At 44.1% G+C, this 18,918-nt stretch carries 16 protein-coding genes and 3 pseudogenes; 10 read left to right on the top strand and 9 right to left on the bottom strand.

What is annotated here, in order from left to right:
• Positions 1-135 precede the first annotated feature (135 nt).
• Positions 136-630 (top strand): hypothetical protein, encoded by a 495-nt coding sequence (locus F6K46_RS31195; protein WP_293117701.1) that lies wholly within the window; start codon positions 136-138, stop codon positions 628-630.
• Between the two features lie 349 nt (positions 631-979).
• On the opposite strand, the gene F6K46_RS31190 is transcribed toward F6K46_RS31195, so the two are convergent.
• Both F6K46_RS31190 and F6K46_RS31185 read right to left on the bottom strand, forming a co-directional pair.
• Complete coding sequence (locus F6K46_RS31190; RefSeq protein ID WP_293065162.1) at positions 980-1,855, bottom strand: reverse transcriptase/maturase family protein; 876 nt, start codon at positions 1,853-1,855, stop codon at positions 980-982.
• A gap of 447 nt (positions 1,856-2,302) precedes the next feature.
• Positions 2,303-2,446 carry a hypothetical protein gene (locus F6K46_RS31185; protein WP_293065159.1) on the bottom strand — a complete coding sequence of 48 codons (144 nt, stop codon included), beginning with the start codon at positions 2,444-2,446 and terminating at the stop codon, positions 2,303-2,305.
• Positions 2,447-2,934: 488 nt separating this feature from the next.
• On the opposite strand from F6K46_RS31185, the gene F6K46_RS31180 reads away from it, so the two are divergent.
• Positions 2,935-3,894: an iron-containing redox enzyme family protein gene (locus F6K46_RS31180; protein ID WP_293065156.1), complete on the top strand. Its 960-nt coding sequence runs from the start codon at positions 2,935-2,937 to the stop codon at positions 3,892-3,894.
• Between the two features lie 5 nt (positions 3,895-3,899).
• A complete protein-coding gene (locus tag F6K46_RS31175; protein WP_293117699.1) occupies positions 3,900-5,024 on the top strand; it encodes a hypothetical protein in 1,125 nt (374 codons plus the stop codon).
• A 199-nt stretch (positions 5,025-5,223) separates the two neighbouring features.
• Here the strand turns inward: F6K46_RS31175 and F6K46_RS31170 are convergent, their stop codons facing one another.
• The gene (locus F6K46_RS31170) at positions 5,224-5,676 is read right to left on the bottom strand and encodes a helix-turn-helix domain-containing protein (RefSeq protein WP_293065151.1); all 453 of its coding nucleotides are present in this window, start codon (positions 5,674-5,676) and stop codon (positions 5,224-5,226) included.
• A 537-nt stretch (positions 5,677-6,213) separates the two neighbouring features.
• On the opposite strand from F6K46_RS31170, the gene F6K46_RS31165 reads away from it, so the two are divergent.
• Both F6K46_RS31165 and F6K46_RS31160 read left to right on the top strand, forming a co-directional pair.
• On the top strand, positions 6,214-6,780 hold the full coding sequence (locus F6K46_RS31165) for a hypothetical protein (protein WP_293065148.1): 567 nt from the start codon (positions 6,214-6,216) through the stop codon (positions 6,778-6,780).
• Between the two features lie 53 nt (positions 6,781-6,833).
• Complete coding sequence (locus F6K46_RS31160; RefSeq protein WP_293065145.1) at positions 6,834-6,956, top strand: hypothetical protein; 123 nt, start codon at positions 6,834-6,836, stop codon at positions 6,954-6,956.
• Between the two features lie 160 nt (positions 6,957-7,116).
• Here F6K46_RS31160 and proX read toward each other — a convergent pair whose 3' ends face one another.
• Positions 7,117-9,255: a glycine betaine/L-proline ABC transporter substrate-binding protein ProX gene (proX, locus tag F6K46_RS31155; protein ID WP_293065142.1), complete on the bottom strand. Its 2,139-nt coding sequence runs from the start codon at positions 9,253-9,255 to the stop codon at positions 7,117-7,119.
• A gap of 473 nt (positions 9,256-9,728) precedes the next feature.
• Between proX and F6K46_RS31150 the strand changes: the two genes are divergently transcribed.
• Positions 9,729-9,920, top strand: a complete 192-nt coding sequence (locus tag F6K46_RS31150; RefSeq protein WP_070393894.1) for a hypothetical protein — start codon at positions 9,729-9,731, stop codon at positions 9,918-9,920.
• A 97-nt stretch (positions 9,921-10,017) separates the two neighbouring features.
• Complete coding sequence (locus F6K46_RS31145; RefSeq protein ID WP_293065138.1) at positions 10,018-10,188, top strand: hypothetical protein; 171 nt, start codon at positions 10,018-10,020, stop codon at positions 10,186-10,188.
• Here the strand turns inward: F6K46_RS31145 and F6K46_RS31140 are convergent.
• The 3 genes and pseudogenes from F6K46_RS31140 to F6K46_RS31130 form a co-directional block, all read right to left on the bottom strand.
• A pseudogene (locus F6K46_RS31140) lies at positions 10,172-10,501 on the bottom strand (CHAT domain-containing protein); the annotation flags it as partial. The gene F6K46_RS31145 and the pseudogene F6K46_RS31140 overlap by 17 nt on opposite strands.
• A gap of 23 nt (positions 10,502-10,524) precedes the next feature.
• A pseudogene (locus F6K46_RS31135) lies at positions 10,525-11,766 on the bottom strand (RNA-guided endonuclease TnpB family protein).
• A gap of 104 nt (positions 11,767-11,870) precedes the next feature.
• Positions 11,871-12,977 carry a tetratricopeptide repeat protein gene (locus F6K46_RS31130; RefSeq protein ID WP_366510815.1) on the bottom strand — a complete coding sequence of 369 codons (1,107 nt, stop codon included), beginning with the start codon at positions 12,975-12,977 and terminating at the stop codon, positions 11,871-11,873.
• A gap of 224 nt (positions 12,978-13,201) precedes the next feature.
• Here F6K46_RS31130 and F6K46_RS31125 point away from each other — a divergent pair, with 224 nt between their 5' ends.
• The 3 genes from F6K46_RS31125 to F6K46_RS31115 all read left to right on the top strand — a co-directional run bounded on the left by F6K46_RS31125 (position 13,202) and on the right by F6K46_RS31115 (position 17,001).
• Positions 13,202-14,173 carry a phosphorylase gene (locus F6K46_RS31125; RefSeq protein ID WP_293065135.1) on the top strand — a complete coding sequence of 324 codons (972 nt, stop codon included), beginning with the start codon at positions 13,202-13,204 and terminating at the stop codon, positions 14,171-14,173.
• Between the two features lie 245 nt (positions 14,174-14,418).
• Positions 14,419-15,534: a SpoIID/LytB domain-containing protein gene (locus F6K46_RS31120; RefSeq protein ID WP_293065132.1), complete on the top strand. Its 1,116-nt coding sequence runs from the start codon at positions 14,419-14,421 to the stop codon at positions 15,532-15,534.
• A gap of 657 nt (positions 15,535-16,191) precedes the next feature.
• Complete coding sequence (locus F6K46_RS31115) at positions 16,192-17,001, top strand: endonuclease/exonuclease/phosphatase family protein (RefSeq protein ID WP_293065129.1); 810 nt, start codon at positions 16,192-16,194, stop codon at positions 16,999-17,001.
• 116 nt (positions 17,002-17,117) lie between these two features.
• Here F6K46_RS31115 and F6K46_RS31110 read toward each other — a convergent pair whose 3' ends face one another.
• Together F6K46_RS31110 and F6K46_RS31105 are read right to left on the bottom strand one after the other, a co-directional pair.
• On the bottom strand, positions 17,118-18,482 hold the full coding sequence (locus tag F6K46_RS31110) for a hypothetical protein (protein WP_293065127.1): 1,365 nt from the start codon (positions 18,480-18,482) through the stop codon (positions 17,118-17,120).
• 80 nt (positions 18,483-18,562) lie between these two features.
• Positions 18,563-18,796 (bottom strand): annotated as a pseudogene (locus F6K46_RS31105) (RNA-guided endonuclease TnpB family protein); the annotation flags it as partial.
• Positions 18,797-18,918 lie beyond the last annotated feature (122 nt).

Genomic DNA, 18,918 nt, shown 5'->3' with positions numbered 1-18,918 from the left:
TTTCCTGAAGGCGATGTGGGATACCACCTTCCTCGAAGCAGTCGGGGATGTAGTACTCAGCTTTTCTGACTCAAATGATATCCTAGATATCCAAGATGTCAGAATTTGTCCGGGTTAAAAGTATCAGGAACACAAATGAGTTTTCCGTTATGGATAAAGAAAGCAATATTACTGGTGTCAGCCACAATGTGGTGTACGTTTTGTGTGACCGCAGGGGCCATGGCAAGTAATGATGAGTGCTACCTTAATGAATATTTCGAACCGATTTGCGAAACATTAGGGTTTGGGAAAGAATTTCAAATCAAAATTACCAATAAAAGCGAGTTGAATGGGACAGTAGTGATCAAGGATTTGGGGTATTATTCTGGTGCGCGACTTCTAATATCAGACAAAGAAGTCGACTGGAATGAGATAAGTCCAACTATATGGGATCTGGAGTATAACCTGGAAGTAGGTGAAGTGCTTAAAAAAGAGGTAAAACCAAGTGAACAACTGGTCATAGTAGGGCTTGAAGGCGATGTAGTAGTAGGTGGCTACCTAAATACAGCGTTCGATCAATCACGGCCCTATTATACGGAAAAAGACTACATAGAAGAGCTAAAAAGTTCATGGTACACCGATTCCTACTGAGGTTTGTGGTCACCGGGATGGGGAGATGGACGAAAGCCGCCCAGAGAGGCATAACTTTACCCGCCTATTCTGTATAACTAGTCGGTTTAATACCACAGAGGCCATGACAGACCTAACACGATGCAGAAGGATAAAAGGGTGAAGTCCCGCCGCTTGACCTGGCCGGCGTGAACACATAGGTGACCTCACCAACACCCCCAACCCTTCAACCAGGGGGTCTAGTCAAACCCATTTCAAGTAGGGATACAGTTGATTGAAAGACACTGAGAAATTTCTCAGATATCCCACCTTTCACCCATCGCCACCAACGTTGAAAATATGCCTCAATGCGCTCACTGGGCGCACAGTGCTAATATTGCCGAGTCATATTTTCAACCATCCGTTCCACGGTCTTCCGCGCGATTCCTAAACCCGCGCTCGAAAACCAATATCCCAAAAAATCAAAGCCACTGGCGATGCGACCGATAAAGGTTTTATCGGGATGTTTGATAACCTTTAACTCATTCATCACCTCGTTAGTGGCTTTGATGGCTTTTCGCAACTTCCAGCGGGTCGGTGCCAGAATTACCCAGTCGTCCATGTAGCGGACATAGAAACAACCAAGCTGAGCCATCCGGTCATCCAAAGGCTTAAGAAATATCGCTCCAATTAGTGGAGAAAGAGGGCATCCCAAGGAGATGCCCTTTGAAATATCGATGTAGTTACCGCCATCAGAAACAAAGCGACGCAAATAACGCCATAACAAACATTTAACCGCTTCTTCACTTACATATTTCCCCACTATCTCCATCAAAATTGAATGATTGATGCTGGCGTAATAGCTTTTCACATCCGTGCGAAAGACAAAGGTATGTTCCGATACGTTCTCTGCCACCTCTCGCACCGCGCCTTTCAAACCACCGTGCCCCGCTAAATGAAAACATCGGGGGGAAAGGACGGGTTTCAAGTGTTCCGTCAATACAATGGTCATCGCCTTCAACACCAAAGCATCCAAAGACGACCACCAGTCATAGGACTGCTCCTCACCTCGAATTAAGCGCAATTCACGAAATTGATACTGTCCCGAAACAATTTGCGCTTGTATCTGCGGTTTTTTCTCATGCCACCATCGTCTGACCTGCCATACATCGGCATTATAGTGATAATGTGCGCGTTTTTTGCACAGCCATTGATAAGCTGCATCTATCACCTCGTCTGAGGCAATTTTTTCGATGAGGGATGACATTTAACAATTATAGCAATTATTCTACCCATGAGGTACAATTTCTTGGGTTTTAGGGACTTCGGAGCAGGGAGCAGGGAGCAGGGAGCAGGGAGCAGGGGGATCCTCGCCTCGGTAGGGTGGGCAGTGCATCAGCAAGATCATATCCCCAAGCCATAGTCAATTGTTTGCACTGCCCACCAGCAACGGATTTTTCAGCAAGGTTAGAATTAGCCTCGGTAGGGTGGGCAGTGCATCAGCAAGATCATATCCCCAAGCCATAGTCAATTGTTTGCACTGCCCACCAGCAACGGATTTTTCAGCAAGGTTAGAATTAGCCTCGGTAGGGTGGGCAGTGGATCAGCAAGATCATATCCCCAAGCCATAGTCAATGATCGCACTGCCCACCAGCAACGGATTTTTCAGCAAGGTTAGAATTAGGATCCTCGCCTCGGTAGGGTGGGCAGTGCATCAGAGATTGTTCCGCAAGCCATAGTCAATGATCGCACTGCCCACCAGCAACGGATTTTTCAGCAAGTAAGGAACTGGTGGGCAGTGGTGGGCAAGATTAAGAGGATCTTGACTACTCCAAACCACCAAAGTGTTTTTGCCCACCCTACAAGCTGCTAAGCAATTTTGCGTAAGTGCGTAAGAGAAATTGACTAGGTACGTAGCAAAAAGGGGAACTATAAGAAGGAGAAGGCAAACAGGGGAAACAGAATGCTGCATTGTTAAGTCATCGCTGTAAACCAGTGTGCTTTTAATTCCTTTATTTGCTGGACTTACGCACACAATCCATGGGTAGGGGGGCTGGGTATCGTTTTGCCCCCCTAGCCCCCCAATTTTGGGGGGAACAAGACTTTGAAAGTCCCCCAAAGTTGGGGGATTTAGGGGGCTTGACCAAAACCCGATGATCGCGCATTCATTCCTTGATTGAGCAACGCCATATTTATCCGAGCGTTATCGGAATAGTAAAACCGTTGAGCTGACTTAACCGCGATGAAATCTTCCCACTGCTAACTTGATCTGCTAACTTCATCCTGTTGGGCCTAAGCTTTGATTGTAGAAAACAGTATTTACACTATTACTACTGAAATTAGGTCATGCAAGACTTTCTAGAATATATGCGGACTCTACAGGTCCCCCAGGAGTTAGATAGGCCAACCCAAGCCCAATCAGCCAACAGCTTTTCCATCGCTACCATCCAAAGTCTGGGATCTCCCCAGCAAATTCCCGATTATGCCCGAAATCATTCTCTACTCCAGCATCCCTGGTTGCTGAGTTTCCAAAATCGACCGTTAAGGCACACTCACCTAAAGGATTTAGCCACTACTGATCAAAAATTAGGAGTCTTAGTGGCTGATCATCCCCGATTACCCGGTTTAATCAGGGAAACTGGCGTCAGTCGTAATCTAGAAACTTGGCTCAAGCAGCGTTATCTGATCAGTTGGTGTTTCCCTAATTGGCTGACTGCTGTTGCTTCTAAGCTACCTACACCCCAAACCCGAATCCCTTTATTAAAGAATCTGTATGAAGAACATGGATTATCGGGGAAATCTGGTCATAGCAAACCCCATCCTCAAATGTGGCAGCAGTTATTTGAAGAATTATCAGCGATGGACCTACTGTCACGCTACGCGATCGCACCCGGTGAGTCGATACCTCTACCAAAGTCATCACAAGAATTATTACCAGGAACCCAACGCTACCTGCAAATCTACACAACTGCTTGCTTCCAATACCCCGCTGCCTTTGGATTGGGGATACTGGCTTTCACGGAATCTATCCTACCCTATGAAAACCAACTGATTTTAGCAGGTCTGAAAAAACTAGGTATTTCCACCAAAGGACAAGAATTCTTTGCAGTTCACTGCGACTGTGATCAAGACCATGCTGAGGAAATTTTAGATGTGATTGAGCAGGCCGCTAATTCTCCCCAAACCCTTTGGCAAGTTAGGCAAGGGGTGGCAATGGCAGTAAGAGCTCGTCAGGGATTTTACGATGATTTGCATCGAGAATTGGTACTGCTGCGTCAAGAAACTGTTGAATCCGGTCGAGGTTGAGGACTTTGGCTATTGATAAAGTCATCCCGCTGGTGCTTTTCATTGCTGTTGGTTATGCCCTGAGAGGGAAATTTCAAAAACCTGTAGCAGTTGGTGCTATTAAAACGTTAATTATCAATGCTTTACTTCCTGCCGCTCTATTCCTATCCACGATCAAAATTGATATCAGTCAAGGTTTACTCTCGCTACCGGCTTTCGGACTTGCTATTAATTTCTTCTTGTTAGGAATTGGATGGTTATTAACAGGTTTGGTGATTCCTAGCAAAGAAAAAGCTAAAGCCCGCTCCTTGATATTGATGTTTGCCTCTTTAGCTCCTGGCTTAACAGTTTATCCGTTTACTCAGGAATTTTTAGGAGAGCAAGGACTAGCCCTAGCTGGATTGGTGGATGTCGGTAATAAATGTTTTGTGCTAATTGGTCTTTATGCTTTAGCAATCTATCTACACCAACGCAGTGTTGATACTTCCCACATCAATTTCAGCAAATTCAAAACTATTGGACTGACTCTGATCCAAGAACCAGCAAATTTGGCGTTGTTACTGGGTTTGTTGATAGGAGCATTAAATCTAGGTAACACACTTATCCCAGAAATAGTTTTGCAGGCCCTGCAACGGTTAGCGGCTTGCACTACTCCCATGATTCTGTTTTTTGTAGGGATTTCTCTGAAGCCGAAAACCTTGAAATTACCGGAAATTTTACTAATTTTACTCGTCCGATCAGCAGCAGGATTCTGGTTTAGTGCAGGAGTACTGATTTTGTTTAAACCAGATACATTGGCAGAAACGCTACTAGCTGTAGTTTTACCCCAAAGCGGATTGAGTTTGTGGCCGTTGTTGTACGCTTCCCAGATTAATATGCTCGACCAAGAGCAATATCGGCGTACTCACCCAACATTTGATACGGAATTTGCTCTAGGATTACTGACCACTTCTATTCCGATCTCGATTGGTGTGAATTTAATTATTTTTTCTAATAGCGAGTTTTTTATCTCTCCATCCCATCTGGGATTAGTCGGCAGTATCCTTTTGCTCCTGTTCAGTATAGCAAAGGGAATCAATCGGGAATCGGGAATCGGGAATCGGGAATCGGGAATCGGGAATCGGGAATCGGGAAGAGATAATCGGGAATAGCGATGGGTTGCATAAAGACAGGGAATCACTGTACCTCATAACAGCGAGAAAGGCTATGATTTAATCGCAAAGGGAATCGGGAATCGGGAATCGGGAATCGGGAATAGCGATGGGTTGCATAAAAACAGGGAATCAACCTCACAGAAGACTGTACCTCATAACTGCGAGAAAGGCTATGATTTAATTTTGCTTGTGAGCATTAGGCAGTGGCCGGAAAACTGCCACCGATGAAATGGATATCACTGAAGGTTTCTATCCACAGACGAGCGCCACAATTCAGTGGTTTATCTGGCTGATAAACAATTCGACAAGGACCGAGGATTTCGACTTGATTGCCGTATAGATTGTCGCCGCTTCGTTTTACTGAAATCACTGGCTGACGCTCTTCGGGGCTTTTGTGATTGTTGCTGCCAATGCGATTGCGGTTGACATTGATCTTAGCCAGAGCCGGAGGACGAGTGGTACGCCATTTGCCCTTTGGTCCACGCTTCTTTTCAATGATTTGGGGCAGATTGTTGAACAGAGGAATAATCCAGAATTTTCCGCTTTTATAAGCACCCCGGACGCGACCATCATTGAGGAGTTGGCGCAAGCGTCGAGAAGAAATACCTAAGAGAGAGGCGGCTTCAGTAGTACAAACGGACTTGTTCATCAGTGGACTTCCTTTACTCTTCCGATATCACTATTATAATGCAAAAAGTTAGCTGAGGTGGTGTTTGTAAATTATTGTTAATATTTTTTTACAAACACTGTTTCAAGTAAAGTTTAAGTTGAGGTAATTTTAGATAGTGCGCGTAGCCAGATCGAAGCTAAATCTCGACCAGAATCAGAACGGAATAGTTAGGGTTTGCTGAAAAAGTCTTTTGGTAAGGGTAGGAGCTTCGAGTCAGGAGAAATGGGAATTATATAGGAGGTAGGAGGAAGACTTATCCCTTGATTTTTCTGCCGGAGTCTGCACAAAATTCTAACTTTTTGAGCTTTTTGGACCGAAAAGCTGGCACTTTTTTCGATCCAAAAAGGCTAAAACCTTTATCTGTCAAGGCTTTGAGAGTTAATCAGTAAGCCCTACTTAGGCTAAAAGTACCCAAGAGGGTACTGTTTAAAAGTTTGATTTTACACACACAATAGATAGTAAGTGTTTAAGTGAAAGTCTGCTTCTACTAAAAAATAGATAGAGAGAATTAAGATTATGTATAATGATGAAGCTTTGCTAGTGACTTATCCAGATTATCCAGTTAACACAGATACTTTTTATGGATACACTGAAATGGTCGGACATGCTGGTGTTCTTCTGATTAAACAAAGTGGTCTGACAAAATATTATGAATTTGGTCGTTACGACCCTGCTATGAATGGAGTAGTAAGAAATAAAAGAATTCCTAATGCTGTAATTGGAAGTAATGGAAAAGCTACGCCGTCTAGTTTGAAAGCAATTTTGAGGAGTTTATCAACCCAATCAGGTAAAAATACTCGTATTCGCGCAGCTTATTTCATTAATATGGATTTCGACAAGATGCTTGCATATGCCATTACAGAACAGCCTCAATATAGTATTATAAGCTTCAATTGTGGTCATTATGCTCAAGCTGTAATTTTAAAAGGAAATCCCAATGTTGATAGACCATTAATAATAAATCCAACGCCAAACAATATTGTTGACGAGTACATCGAAGAAGGAAATGCTGAAGTTTTATTTTCGCCAACTACAGGTGAGATGACAATCGGCAAGGGAGATGAGTCTGATGCTAAAGAATAGTCATAAAAGTAATTTTGGAGTTTTTACCGCAGACTCAAAAATAGACAATTTGAATGAGCTTACTAAAAAAGCGATCGCATCGGAATATTTCAGTTGGTACTGATATCGCACTAAACCACCACTATTCGGTTGAATTGCTGGGTTATCAACGGGTTCAACCAGACCGATTACCGTAACCTACGGGTGCATCTCATTTTTACGGTTTTATCCGGTGGTGCGTTACGGGGTGGGCTATTTCAATGGTGCCTTATAGGCATAAAATCAGGGCGAGCCCACCCCTAACGCACCCTACGGGAACTGACAGCTGACAGCTGATGGCTGACAGCTGACTGCTTATTAAACATTTCTTGCTTCTTCAACCCAGCTATCAAACTGGTCTTGATGGTTTTCAATCCATTCTTTGGCATGGCGACGGATATCTTTTGAGCTATCTTCACCGTTGTTTAGTAATTCATTTTGGGCATTGATATCCTCAACGGGAATATGAATCAATTCAAATAAGCGCTTGGCGGCTGGGTTAGCAGATACAAATTTTTTATTAGCTACGATTCGGATTCGATCAATTGCAAATCCGAGATTTTTACCATCTACCGAGGTATCTTTTGCGGTCAAGTCTTTCTGTGATTCTGGTAGATCAGTGAAGGGAACTTCTAGCCAGACTACATCTTGATCTGGTTTTAACACTGCTGCCATCCACATGGGAGTCCAAGTATAGTAGAGGATTGGTTGTCCTTGGTTGTAGCGAGTAATGGCATCTACAATTAACGCTGAGTAGGTTCCTTGGTCTTGCTCAACGGTGTCTTCCAGTCCGTAAGCTTTAATGTGATGCTCAATAATAATTTCACAAAACCAACCGGAATTACAACCAATCAAATTGGCTTTACCATCCCCATCTGAGTCAAAGAGTTTAGCGATTTTTGGGTCTTTGAGTTGCTCAAGGCTAGTGATGTTGTATTTATCAGCAGTTTTTTTGTCAATCTGATAACCTTGCCAGAGATCAGAGGTGATTACTCCGATTCGTTCTAACTTCTGTTCACCACCACTTTTTTCAAAAAAGGGTGTATGACCTATTTCCCAATGGACAGCAGTGTAATCTAGGTCGCTGTTGCCTAAAGCCAGGTGTGCGGTGACGTATTCAATTTGTTTTGGCTCTTTGATAGTGTAACCAAGTTTTTCCAGACCGATGTTTACAATGTCGGTTTGGAATTGTTCTTCTTGCAAGCTACTATAGACCGATTGTACGCTGACGCCTTTACCAGGCATGGCTAGATTAGAATCTGTGGTTACTTGGGCTTGGGAGGGTTGTTGCCAAGTGATAAAACCCAGGAGTGCTAGTAAAATGGTTGCTGCAACAGTAGCCCAAGCCAGTTGTTGACCTGTGGAAGAGCGCACCAAACCAATTGGTCCTCGTTTCAACCAAGGGATTTGGTTGTTGCCTTGACTGACTATCTGAGTGATCCGATCCAGCATCACTGCGATTAGAACGATGCTCAATCCTCCCACAGCAGCTAGTCCCACATTCACCCGACCTAGTCCTTGCAATACCATCTGTCCAAGTCCTCCTACACCAATCATGGAGGTTACTACCGACATGGATAAGGCTAAGAGGATGGCTTGGTTGACTCCAGCCAAAATAGTTGGCATGGCTAGGGGGATTTGGACTTCGAATAACATTTGTGTCGGGGTTGAGCCAAATGCGATCGCAGCTTCGACAACTTCTGTGGACACTTGCCGAATCCCGAGGTTAGTCAAGCGAATCAGGGGGGGTATGGCAAAGACACAGGTTGCCATTACTCCAGGCACTGCACCAATCCCAAACAACATCACTACTGGCACAAGATAGACGAATGACGGTAGGGTTTGCATGGCATCCAGCAGGGGTCGCAGCACTTTCTCAATGCGATCGCTACTGGCACAGGCAATACCGACAGTGATGCCTATCACCATACAAAACACTACAGCCGTTACTACTAGGGAAAGAGATACCATGGCTTGGGTCCAGGCTCCGCAAAAGCCAATCAAGCTCAAAGCAGCAACGCTATAAATCGCAATTCTGCCACCAGCCAGTTGCCATGCTATCAAGGCAATCAGAATCAGCAAAATTAATGGAGGAATCGATAGCAACAGCCATTCTATACTCTCCAGGGTGACGCTAATCGGTAGACTAATGCCTTGAAAGAAAGGACGAAAATTGTCAACCAGGAAATTCACCGCAGCAGTAATCCACTGCTGGAGGGGTAAGGTATAAAGCTCAAAGGGGTTCAGGATAATATCTAGACCTCCTTGGCTCGTAGCGATCGCAAAAACAGATAGAGTCAAGTATTTCAACACAATAATACCACTATTTTTATTAATAGTATCATACCGGGGAGCATTTATTTTGTCAGGGGTTGGTAATGGGTAAGCTAAAACCCATGGAACATGTTTTTTAGCAAGGCAATAGGCAATAGGCAATAGGCAATAGGCAATAGGCAAAATGTGACTAGGTTAACTTTTTTTTGTTAATTTTAATAATAGACATTTTAAATACAAAACGGCTTAATCAATTAACTCATTATTAATTAATTTATATATATTATTGATTTTTTACTCAAGCAACGACTGCGTCAATACAATAATTACAGTAACAATAATTACAGTTTTTTGTATTAACAATTATTCTGATTTAGTTGATTAAATCTTGTCAGCATTCATCGCAGCTGGGATAATTCTCCCCATTTCCCGTTCTTCCCGACTCCCGATTCCCGATTCCCGATTCCCGACTCCCTGCTGCCTAAAAAATTTTTAACAAAAATTCTAAAAATATGTTATAATATAGGTTTATTTTTATGTTATAATAAAATCACGTCATCAAACACTAGCAATGTTCCATGACAAAAGCCAGCCTAAGGATTTTCGACGGTCACAAGGCTGGCTTTAAATCCCTTATGAAAAGGACCTGATTTATTATGACTTATGCCAATCGCCTACATCCGTGGGCAATCGTTCGCCTGTTGCCCAAAATGCAACGAATTGTTGTTGGTCGTTACCGCAACCGTTCCAATGCCGAGGGGCATATGCAAGCTCTAAAACGGCTGATGCCTGATGCTAATTTCGTGATTGTTTTTGATTTAGGTGATCTTATGAATAAAGAATCGTAGGGATGAGCGGGAATAGTTGAAGGTTGTAAGGTTGAAGGTTGAAGGTTGAAGGTTATTTGGTTGAAGGTTGTCAGGTTGAAGGTTGAAGGTTATTTGGTTGAAGGTTATTTGGTTGAAGGTTATTTGGTTGTCAGGTTGTGCCAGGATACGGGCAAGATGCCCGTTCCACCAACATGCCGGTTCCACCAACATGCCCGACTCCCGACTCCCGACTCCCGACTCCCGACTCCCGACTCCCTACTCCCTACTCCCTACTCCCCACCCATAGAGCCCCAATTCCCAGAAGGAATAAAACTCGCCCAATAAATGGGATGCTGATACTCTGGACTTCCTAGCATTTGCAACTGAATCCTTCGCAAAGCCTCAGAACGCCCTTGGTTATCCTGCAATCCTTGATAATAAGACACCATTAAATATTTCGTAGCCGTATCATTCACGTTCCACAAACTAATGACTTGGCTTTCTGACCCTGCAATTACCAACGCTCGACGCAATCCATATATTCCCTCCCCAGCACTGATATTGCCTAAACCTGTATTACAGGCTGATAATACCACCAGCTTTGTACCTGTTGACACTCCCCGCCCTGGAAGGACGGGGATTCTTACTTCAACGAGCCAACTTGCTCAACCAAACCGGAGTCAGGGAGAGTAGAGGTCGATTCTCCATAAGCGTTTCGGGAGACCCGTTCGCGTAGCGTGGCCTACGGCCTCCGCTGCGCGAACGGATCTAGGATCCAGGTTCCGGTGTGCCCCACCGTACCCAAGGCTCTTTTTAGTATGTTGATCGCGGCGTTGTGGTCACGGTCTAGTTCACAGCCACATTCACAGATGTGGGTTCTAGTTGATAGTGACTTCTTTACTACTTCGCCGCATTCTGAGCAGTTCTGGCTTGTATAGGCAGCATTCACTGCAACCGTGACCCTACCAAACTTTTTGCCAAAATGCTCTAGCCATTTTCTGAATTGGTACCAACCTGCATCATTAATAGACTTAGCCAGACAATGGTTTTTAACCAGGTTTTTGACTCTTAAATCTTCATAGGCGACCAAGTCGTTAGACCGGATTACGCAGCGCGCCAGTCTCTTGGCGTGCTCTTCACGTTGCCTACTTATTTTAAGGTGTTGCCTGCCTAACCTATTAACTGCTTTCTTGCGATTAGTTGAGCCTTTTTTTTTCCGAGATACTCGGCGTTGATAAAATTTTAGACGCTTTTCCCCTGTTCTATAAAAACGTGGGTTAGGTTCAGTATTCCCTCTAGAATCGGTGTAGAATTCTTTCAAGCCTACATCCAATCCTACGGTAGCGTCAGCGGGTTCTAACTGTTCATTGATATCGACAGCAATACAAAACTGAACATAGTAACCGTCAGCCCTTTTGACTATACGAACCCGTTTGACTTGCTTGTTGTCAAAGCGCCACAAGTCCCAGGTACCTTTGAGTTTTAGTTTGCCAATCCTTTTCTTGTCACTGAAGGCTATTGATTTATTGTCAGGGGATAATTTCCATCCTGACTGCTTATATTCAACAGATCTACAGTGTTTCTGAAAGCGTGGAAAGCCTTTCTTTCCTGGTACCTTCTTTTTACAATTTTCAAAAAAGCGAGATATCGATGACCATGCTCTTTCAGCCGCAGCTTGTCGAGCGGTTGAGTTTAACTCATTAGCAAACGGGAACTTTTTGGCCAGCACCTTAGAGTATTTACTAAGGTCATATTTCCCTGTTCCCTTATTGTCCATCCACAAACGGATGCAACTGTTGCGAATAAACTTAACCGTCCTAATCGCTTCATCAATAGCTTGATATTGATGCGGTTTACCGTAGGCTTTAAACTCTAGTATGATCATCAGAACTCGACCTCTTCTGTTAGATCATTACGCTAACACGTTTAGCGTAATGTGTCAAGTCATAATTAATTTTTTTTCACGGCGACTAAAGTCCCCAAAAGTCTTCATCCCCGCGTCTTTAGACCGGGGATGAAGACTTTCGGGGAATTCTGTAAAACAGCCAAATTATTGAGGCTTTGTGCCACATCAGGGTGTTCGTCCCCCAGCAACCGTCTTCTCATCTCCAAAGCTTGGGTATACAAGGCTTCCGCCTGTTGGTACTTTCCCATTAATTGGTAGAGTACTGCCAGATTATTGAGGCTAGTTGCCACAGATGGGTGTTCCTCACCCAGCAACCGTCTCGTCATCTCCAAGGCTTCGGTTAACAAGGGTTCAGCCTGTTGGTACCTTCCCATGAATTGGTAGATTAAAGCCAGATTATGCAGGCTGCTTGCCACAGATGGGTGTTCCTCCCCCAGCAACCGTCTATACATCTCCAAGGCTTCGGTTAACAAGGGTTCCGCCTGTTGGTACCTTCCCATTGAATAGTAGAGTCCCGCCAGATTATGGAGGCTTTCTGGGAGATCAAGGTGTTCATCCCCAAGCAACCGTCTTCTCATCTCCAAGGATTGGGTTAACAAGGGTTCCGCCTGCTCGTACCTTCCCATGGATTGGTAAAGTAAAGCTAGATTATTCAGGCTTTCTGCCAGATCAGGGTGTTCTTTACCCAGCAACCGTCTCCTCATCTCCAACCCTTGGTTTAACAAGGGTTCTGCCTCTGAATACCTTCCCATGAAATAGTAGAGTAAAGCTAGATTATTCAGGCTTTCTGCCAGATCAGCATGTTCATCCCCCAGCAACCGTCTCCTCATCTCTAAGGCTTGGGTTAACAAGGGTTCCGCCTCTTGGTACTTTCCCATTTCACGATAGAGTTCCCCCAGATTATTCAGGCTTTCTGCCACATCTGCGTGTTCTTCCCCAAGCACTTGCTGTCGAATTATCAAAGCTTCCTGGGCGAGGGGAATCGCTTCCGAATATTTCCCTTGCTCATTAAGATCAATAACTTGCTGATTCAGTTGCTTAGCTTTGGTTAGTTGTTCTTGTGCTGATTCCTGTTGTTGGGCAATAGTAGTTTGTCCCACTGTGGGCTGGGGCGTAACTAGTCCTACTGAGATAAAACTAACTAGAGCTGTTACCCAAATTGTTGGCCGTTTTGATTTATTTAAACTCATATCTAGCAATTCTCATAGCTATGAGGTACACAATTTCGTGATTTTAGGGAACACGGAAAAGGGAACAGGGAACAGTGAAAACAGAAGAGGGAATAGGAAATAGCTATGGGTTGCATCAAGGTCAAATAAGACTATACCTAATAGGTATGAGGTATAGAGGTTTTGTTTACTTATTAGTTATTATCTGTTCCCCGTTTCCCATTCCCTATTCCCTTTCCTAACCTATGAATCTTTCCCAACTAACTATTCCGGTCACGATCATTCTTGTTCCCCAAGGAGCAGAATATCAAGCAATTTGTCGAGGAATCAAGCAGATTACTGGTCGTCCTAAACCTCTGATTCTATCTATTCCGATAGGAGCAGAGCCTGTAACTCAGTATCTAGAAACATGGCTAAAAACTACAACAAATGTTCCTGAGCACTCCCCACCTAAAGTACTGGTAATGGGCTTGTGTGGTAGCTTATCTCCTAACTATTCCGTTGGTGATATTGTTGTGTATAACGATTGTGTTGCTATCGACCGAAACCAAGATAGATCTAAACCACTGGTGCAACAGTGCTGCAGCCAACTGACTAGCTTAGTTCACGAGAAACTGGCTGAAAAGACTAATAGCGTTGCTGATTCTGGGTATGATTGTGCCCCCCTAGCCCCCCAATTCTGGGGGGAACAAAACTCTAAAAGTCCCCCAAAGTTGGGGGATTTAGGGGGCTTGAGAAAAACCAAACCTACGCGCATTCATACTTCAATGGGGGAACAAAACTCTCAAAGTCCCCCAGAATTGGGGGATTTAGGGGGCTTGAGCAAAACCAAACCTACGCGCATTCATACTTCAACTCAGCAACGCCAAGCTAATTTAGTGAGGGGATTGAGTAGCGATCGCATAATTTCGTCTAGCTTAGAAAAGCGTCAACTCGGTCAGAGCTACCAAGCTGATGTAGTCGATATGGAAGGATTTGCTACCCTATCGGTACTTAATCCCAAGGGATTTGCTGTAGCAATGGTAAGAGTGATTAGTGATGATAGCTACTACAATATCCCAGACCTTACCCCAGCGATTAGTGCTGATGGATCACTGAAACCCTTGCCCTTAGCCATGGGTATGCTAAAGCAACCAATAGCAGCTACCAGACTAATTCGAGGTTCCCTAGGAGGCTTGAAAGTATTACAGCAACTAAGTATTAGACTTTTGTCTTAATAAAGTAAAATCAATGATTAGCTGTTTGACCCGGTAGGTGGAACGGGCATCTTGCCCGTGGTGTGTTACTAGCATCTTGCCGGTGGGTGGAACGGGCATCTTGCCCGTTACAATTGGCCGCTAATTGGAACAACTCAGAGTAAGATCGAATCGCTGTTAATCAGGACAAAAAGATTCCTCTTCGTATAAGTAATCAGTAACTAGTAAATATGGCATCAAAAGGCTTTCCCATCTTTATTGTAACTATGCTCAAGTCAATAATTGTTCTAGGAGGGCGTCATTGGTGGCTCTCTTTTTTATTGTGGATGGTTCTCATTGCACCAGTTCAGGCAGCGGTAGAACTGCGGATAGCGGTTGAGCAAGGTGTTAAACAGGTAACCTTGGGGAGTTCCACCACAGCCATTGTCAGAGATGGGACAGGTCAAGCCGTGGGAAACTTAAACGCCATGGCGGGTATGACTGCCGAAACTAACGGTAGTGGGATCAAGTTAGGTCAGTGGCAAGGGAAATCCCTCTGGATTGAACCGAAAGACAATGGTTATGTTTGGATTGGCGATCGCTGGTACCGGGGACGCACTCGACTGGTTAGTTCTGACAATAAATTAACAGCAGTCAACCATGTTGATTTAGAACACTATCTCTATAGCGTGATTGGCGCAGAAATGAGTCCCAGTTGGCCCATAGAAGCCTTGAAAGCCCAAGCAGTAGCAGCTCGTTCCTATGTGCTCCATCAACGGAACAAATCCAAGAGCGATATCTATGATATAGGGGATACCCAGCGTTGGCAAGTTTACAAAGGTCTAAATAGCGAAACCGCCAGCACTCATCAAGCGGTTAATGCCACAGCGGGACAGATCATGACTTATGGTAATAAAGTGATTCTCGCTGTTTTCCATGCTGCGTCTGGAGGACATACAGAAAATGTAGAAGATATTTGGTGGAGTGAACCCATTCCTTATCTACAGGGTGTACCTGATTACGATCAGGGCACACCAGTCTACCAGTGGACAAAAAGCTTTTCTGCTAGTCAACTGAGCCAGAAGATTCCTGGTGTTGGTAATATTATCGCCATGACCCCAGTGGAAAGGACACCCCGAGGCAGGGTGATCACTCTTAAAGTAGAAGGCAGTAGCAATACAAAGACTATTAAAGGCAAGGAATTACGCAAAATCCTAGGTCTGAAAAGTAGGCTGTTTACCGTGTCTAAAACCGAAAATGGTTTCCAATTCAACGGTCGTGGTTATGGTCACGGATTGGGGTTAAGTCAGTGGGGAGCCTACAACTTATCCCGTCGGGGATTGAATTACCTACAAATTTTGAGTCACTATTACTCTAGTGCTCAACTAGCTCAGATTGATTGATATGGCGCTACGCGCAAGGCAATAGGCAATAGGGAATAGGGAATAGGGAGTAGGGAGTAGGGAGTAGGGAGTAGGGAGTAGGGAGTAGGGAGTAGGGAGTAGGGAGTAGGGCTAGTTTGAAGTAAGTTGTTGTAGCTTTAAATTGCCTATTTCCAAATTAGTAAAAAATCTGAAAACCCTGCTCCCTATCGGGTGCATCTCATGTTTGCTGTTTGACCCGGTGGGTGGAACGGGCATCTTGCCCGTGGGTGGAACGGGGCGGGCTTTACCAACCCTGGCTACGAGGCGGAAAATAACGGCGAGCCCCCCCTGAAGCACCACTAGCAACTGTTCCCTGTTCCCTGTTCCCTGTTCCCTCTTACAGACTGTTTATTTAGCATAACAATTACGGTAGAGGCAAAGTTGATGACTAACTCGACTTCTAATCCATTAGTTAAGATATTAAACAACTGGATTTTATCGTTATTTATAATTTTAACTATTGTTGTAACATTATTCTCCGTAACTAGCTATTTTTTTAGAGATAACATATACTTAGAATTCACGACTCATTTTAAACATCAATATTTGTTATTAGGGCTGTTACCATTAATTTATTTTGCCCTAAATCGCCGCAAATTTTGGGTGATAGTCACGTTATTTTGCTTATTAATTAACTTGACAGAAATCATTCCTTGGTATATTCCTAAACTAAGTTTTGGCGCTTCTGGTGAACCCATGGGTCTGTTTCTGTTCAATGTCTCGTTTTCCAATACCCAGTATGCTGATGCTATTGCCTTGGTTAAAGAAGAAAAGCCGACCATTGCTGCTTTTTTAGAAGCAAAAGACCCTTGGCCTAAACAATTAGAAGCTTTAAGAGAGGTTTTACCTTATACTATAAGTATTCCAGAACTTAATATCGAAGTGTACAGTCGTTTACCATTACAAGAATCAGAAATTCTGGAATACGGTAAATCTCGTGGTTTAGTCAAATTAGATTTAAGGATTGCTGGAGCAGAGGCTTCAGTAATTGTTACTCACGCCTATCCACAATTTTATTTTGGGAAGCAAGGGGATTTGGGAGAGCAAGGTTGGCAGTGGCGCAATCAAGATCTAGAAGACGAGATTGGGAATTATATAAAACAAATTGAAAAACCAGTTGTGCTAATTGGTGATTTAAACGTTACGATGTGGTCACCCTATTATAAACGTCTAATTGAAAGTTCGGGATTGCGTGACGCTCGTGCTGGGTTTGGGATTTTACCAACCCTATCACAATTTTCACCAGCCAATCCTTGGTTAGCTATTCCTGTAGACCACTGTTTAGTCAGTCGAGATGTTAAGGTGATCAAGATGAGAACTGGCCCTGATCTTGGTTCGGCTCATCTCCCGGTAATTACTGATATAGCGCTACGCGCAAGTCAGAAGTCAGAAGTTAGAAGTCAGAAGTTAGAAGTTAGAAGTCAGAAGTCAGAAGTCAGAAGTTAGAAGTTAGATTTTGAATCAAAAACGTAACCATTTGTTGAATCTGACCTCGAAGCCTGTTCCACAAAGCTGACAGCTGACCGCTGACCACTGACCGCTGACGGCTAAATGCTTACTAATTAGTTATTTATGTCAAGATTGTGAGTAGATCCTAACTCTAAGCGCTGTTCCCACTCGGCATCAATTTGGTCTTTTCTTTCTATATCCTGATCCAATAAATCCTTCTCACTGCTATAAACCAAATTGTCTTCCCGAATCACATTTTGAGCGGCAAACTGTTCCGCATAGGCAATCTTGTTCTGTAAAGCCTGATCAGCCTGATTAAGTGCGATCGCATTTTCCTGCCGTGCTTGATTCTGTGCTTCAATCTGGTTCTTTTTCCGCTGAACCCAGAAATATCGAAGCAACGGTATAGTCAAGAATCCTACGCCATAAACCAATAACAGAGGGTAAATTAGCTCCACAAATACTACAAATCCTCCTAGCTGTGCAGCAATCTCACCCCCCTGCAACAGGGAACCGAGGACTAAGGCTAAAACGAAGTTTACACTCCCTAACCCAATCGCCAGCATAATCTGGTTACTGGTTGCCAGAGAAAACTGCCACAACTTGGCACGAAGATAAGCTGGCACCGGTTGTTGATTCTGTTTGGCAGCAGTTGTCTGCAATTTAGGGAAGTGATAGACAATATCCCCTGATGGGCTAACTTCCGGGCGTCCGTCGAATCGGATTAGCACGGGTAAGATATAGTCTTCCGACTCCCGCTGATAGCTTTCTCCAAGGTCATCAAGATAGGGAGCAATCTGTTCTGCTGCCACAGCCCCTCCGGAATTACGAATTACAGTACCAATGGTTTGCCAGCGACGTTCTTCTAAATCACTATTGGGATTGCCATCACCAAACAGAAAGGAGAAGACAGCCTCTAAAAAATTCATCTCACTATCTTCTCGGCCAGAACGGGATTTTTGCCGTTGCCGTCGATAATTATTGTGGGAGTAAGATGGGTTGAACCACCAAAACAGATCCGGTCCAATCCAGAAACGGGGCAAAAACACGATGCCACCGCCACCACCAGAACGACTACTTCCTCCGCCTCCTCCGTCAGAATCATTGTCACTGCCAGCTTTGAGGCTCAGAACAATAAATGCGATCGCAACAATCATCAATACAATGGAAAGCACTAGGAAAATCCCGAAGGAAATCCGAATCAGGTAAAATAGAACACCCCAAATCTTTTCCCACCATGCTTGCAACCGTAGCTTTAAGAACTTGTTGCGGAGAATAGCGCGAAAGTTTTTGGGAAACAGATAAGCAATATCCCCTGACTCGGCCACTTGTAAATGTCCACCTACTTCCGAGGCCAGGACAAGTAAATCTTGCTCGGCTTGATGGATGTTTAAACCCACTTGGGCAGCAACATCCCCAACAGTGACGCGGTAGTCTAGCTGCTCAACAGCTTTCATGATGGTGGGATTGGGAGCCATAATTATGTTTTCTAATACTTAGTTGCGATCAAAGATATTGACATCTCCCCGCATTAAAATACGGGGATTCTACAAGGTTGTTACGAGGCGGGTTGAAACCGCACCTCGTCACTTCTTGTCCGGTATAATTTACTCAAGCAAGTGAACAAATCATACCGGTTTGGGAGTGTCAAAGCTCCCCTACCTACCCTGGTCAGGTCAAGGCCCAACTGTGCAGCTACTTTTCTGGCGATATTTGCAGCACCGTTACAATCGGCATTTATCAGCCATCCTTCGGAAGACTTGTATAAACCGCGTTTCACCCGACATCCATTAAACTAAGCCGAGGAGTCGCCTCCACCGACTCGTCTTCAAAACCGTACGTGACAGTTTCCTGTCATACGGCTCCTCATTATAGGAACCATTGTCATTGGTACCTCTACATTAGAACGGGTTG

The sequence above is a fragment of the Moorena sp. SIO3E8 genome, assembly GCF_010692445.1.
In the GTDB taxonomy this organism is placed as follows: Bacteria; Cyanobacteriota; Cyanobacteriia; order Cyanobacteriales; family Coleofasciculaceae; genus Moorena; species Moorena bouillonii.
Note: the sequence above shows the minus strand (reverse complement) of the source record. Positions and strands in the feature narration are given on the sequence as shown.

What these genes read in the sequence shown, in the direction of transcription:
- F6K46_RS31195 (WP_293117701.1), top strand. Translation starts at nt 136, where the DNA reads ATGAGTTTTCCGTTATGGATAAAGAAAGCAATATTACTGGTGTCAGCC.
- F6K46_RS31190 (WP_293065162.1), bottom strand. Translation starts at nt 1,855, where the DNA reads ATGTCATCCCTCATCGAAAAAATTGCCTCAGACGAGGTGATAGATGCA.
- F6K46_RS31180 (WP_293065156.1), top strand. Translation starts at nt 2,935, where the DNA reads ATGCAAGACTTTCTAGAATATATGCGGACTCTACAGGTCCCCCAGGAG.
- F6K46_RS31170 (WP_293065151.1), bottom strand. Translation starts at nt 5,676, where the DNA reads ATGAACAAGTCCGTTTGTACTACTGAAGCCGCCTCTCTCTTAGGTATT.
- F6K46_RS31165 (WP_293065148.1), top strand. Translation starts at nt 6,214, where the DNA reads ATGTATAATGATGAAGCTTTGCTAGTGACTTATCCAGATTATCCAGTT.
- F6K46_RS31160 (WP_293065145.1), top strand. Translation starts at nt 6,834, where the DNA reads ATGAGCTTACTAAAAAAGCGATCGCATCGGAATATTTCAGTTGGTACT.
- F6K46_RS31150 (WP_070393894.1), top strand. Translation starts at nt 9,729, where the DNA reads ATGACTTATGCCAATCGCCTACATCCGTGGGCAATCGTTCGCCTGTTG.
- F6K46_RS31130 (WP_366510815.1), bottom strand. Translation starts at nt 12,977, where the DNA reads ATGAGTTTAAATAAATCAAAACGGCCAACAATTTGGGTAACAGCTCTA.
- F6K46_RS31125 (WP_293065135.1), top strand. Translation starts at nt 13,202, where the DNA reads ATGAATCTTTCCCAACTAACTATTCCGGTCACGATCATTCTTGTTCCC.
- F6K46_RS31120 (WP_293065132.1), top strand. Translation starts at nt 14,419, where the DNA reads ATGCTCAAGTCAATAATTGTTCTAGGAGGGCGTCATTGGTGGCTCTCT.
- F6K46_RS31110 (WP_293065127.1), bottom strand. Translation starts at nt 18,482, where the DNA reads ATGGCTCCCAATCCCACCATCATGAAAGCTGTTGAGCAGCTAGACTAC.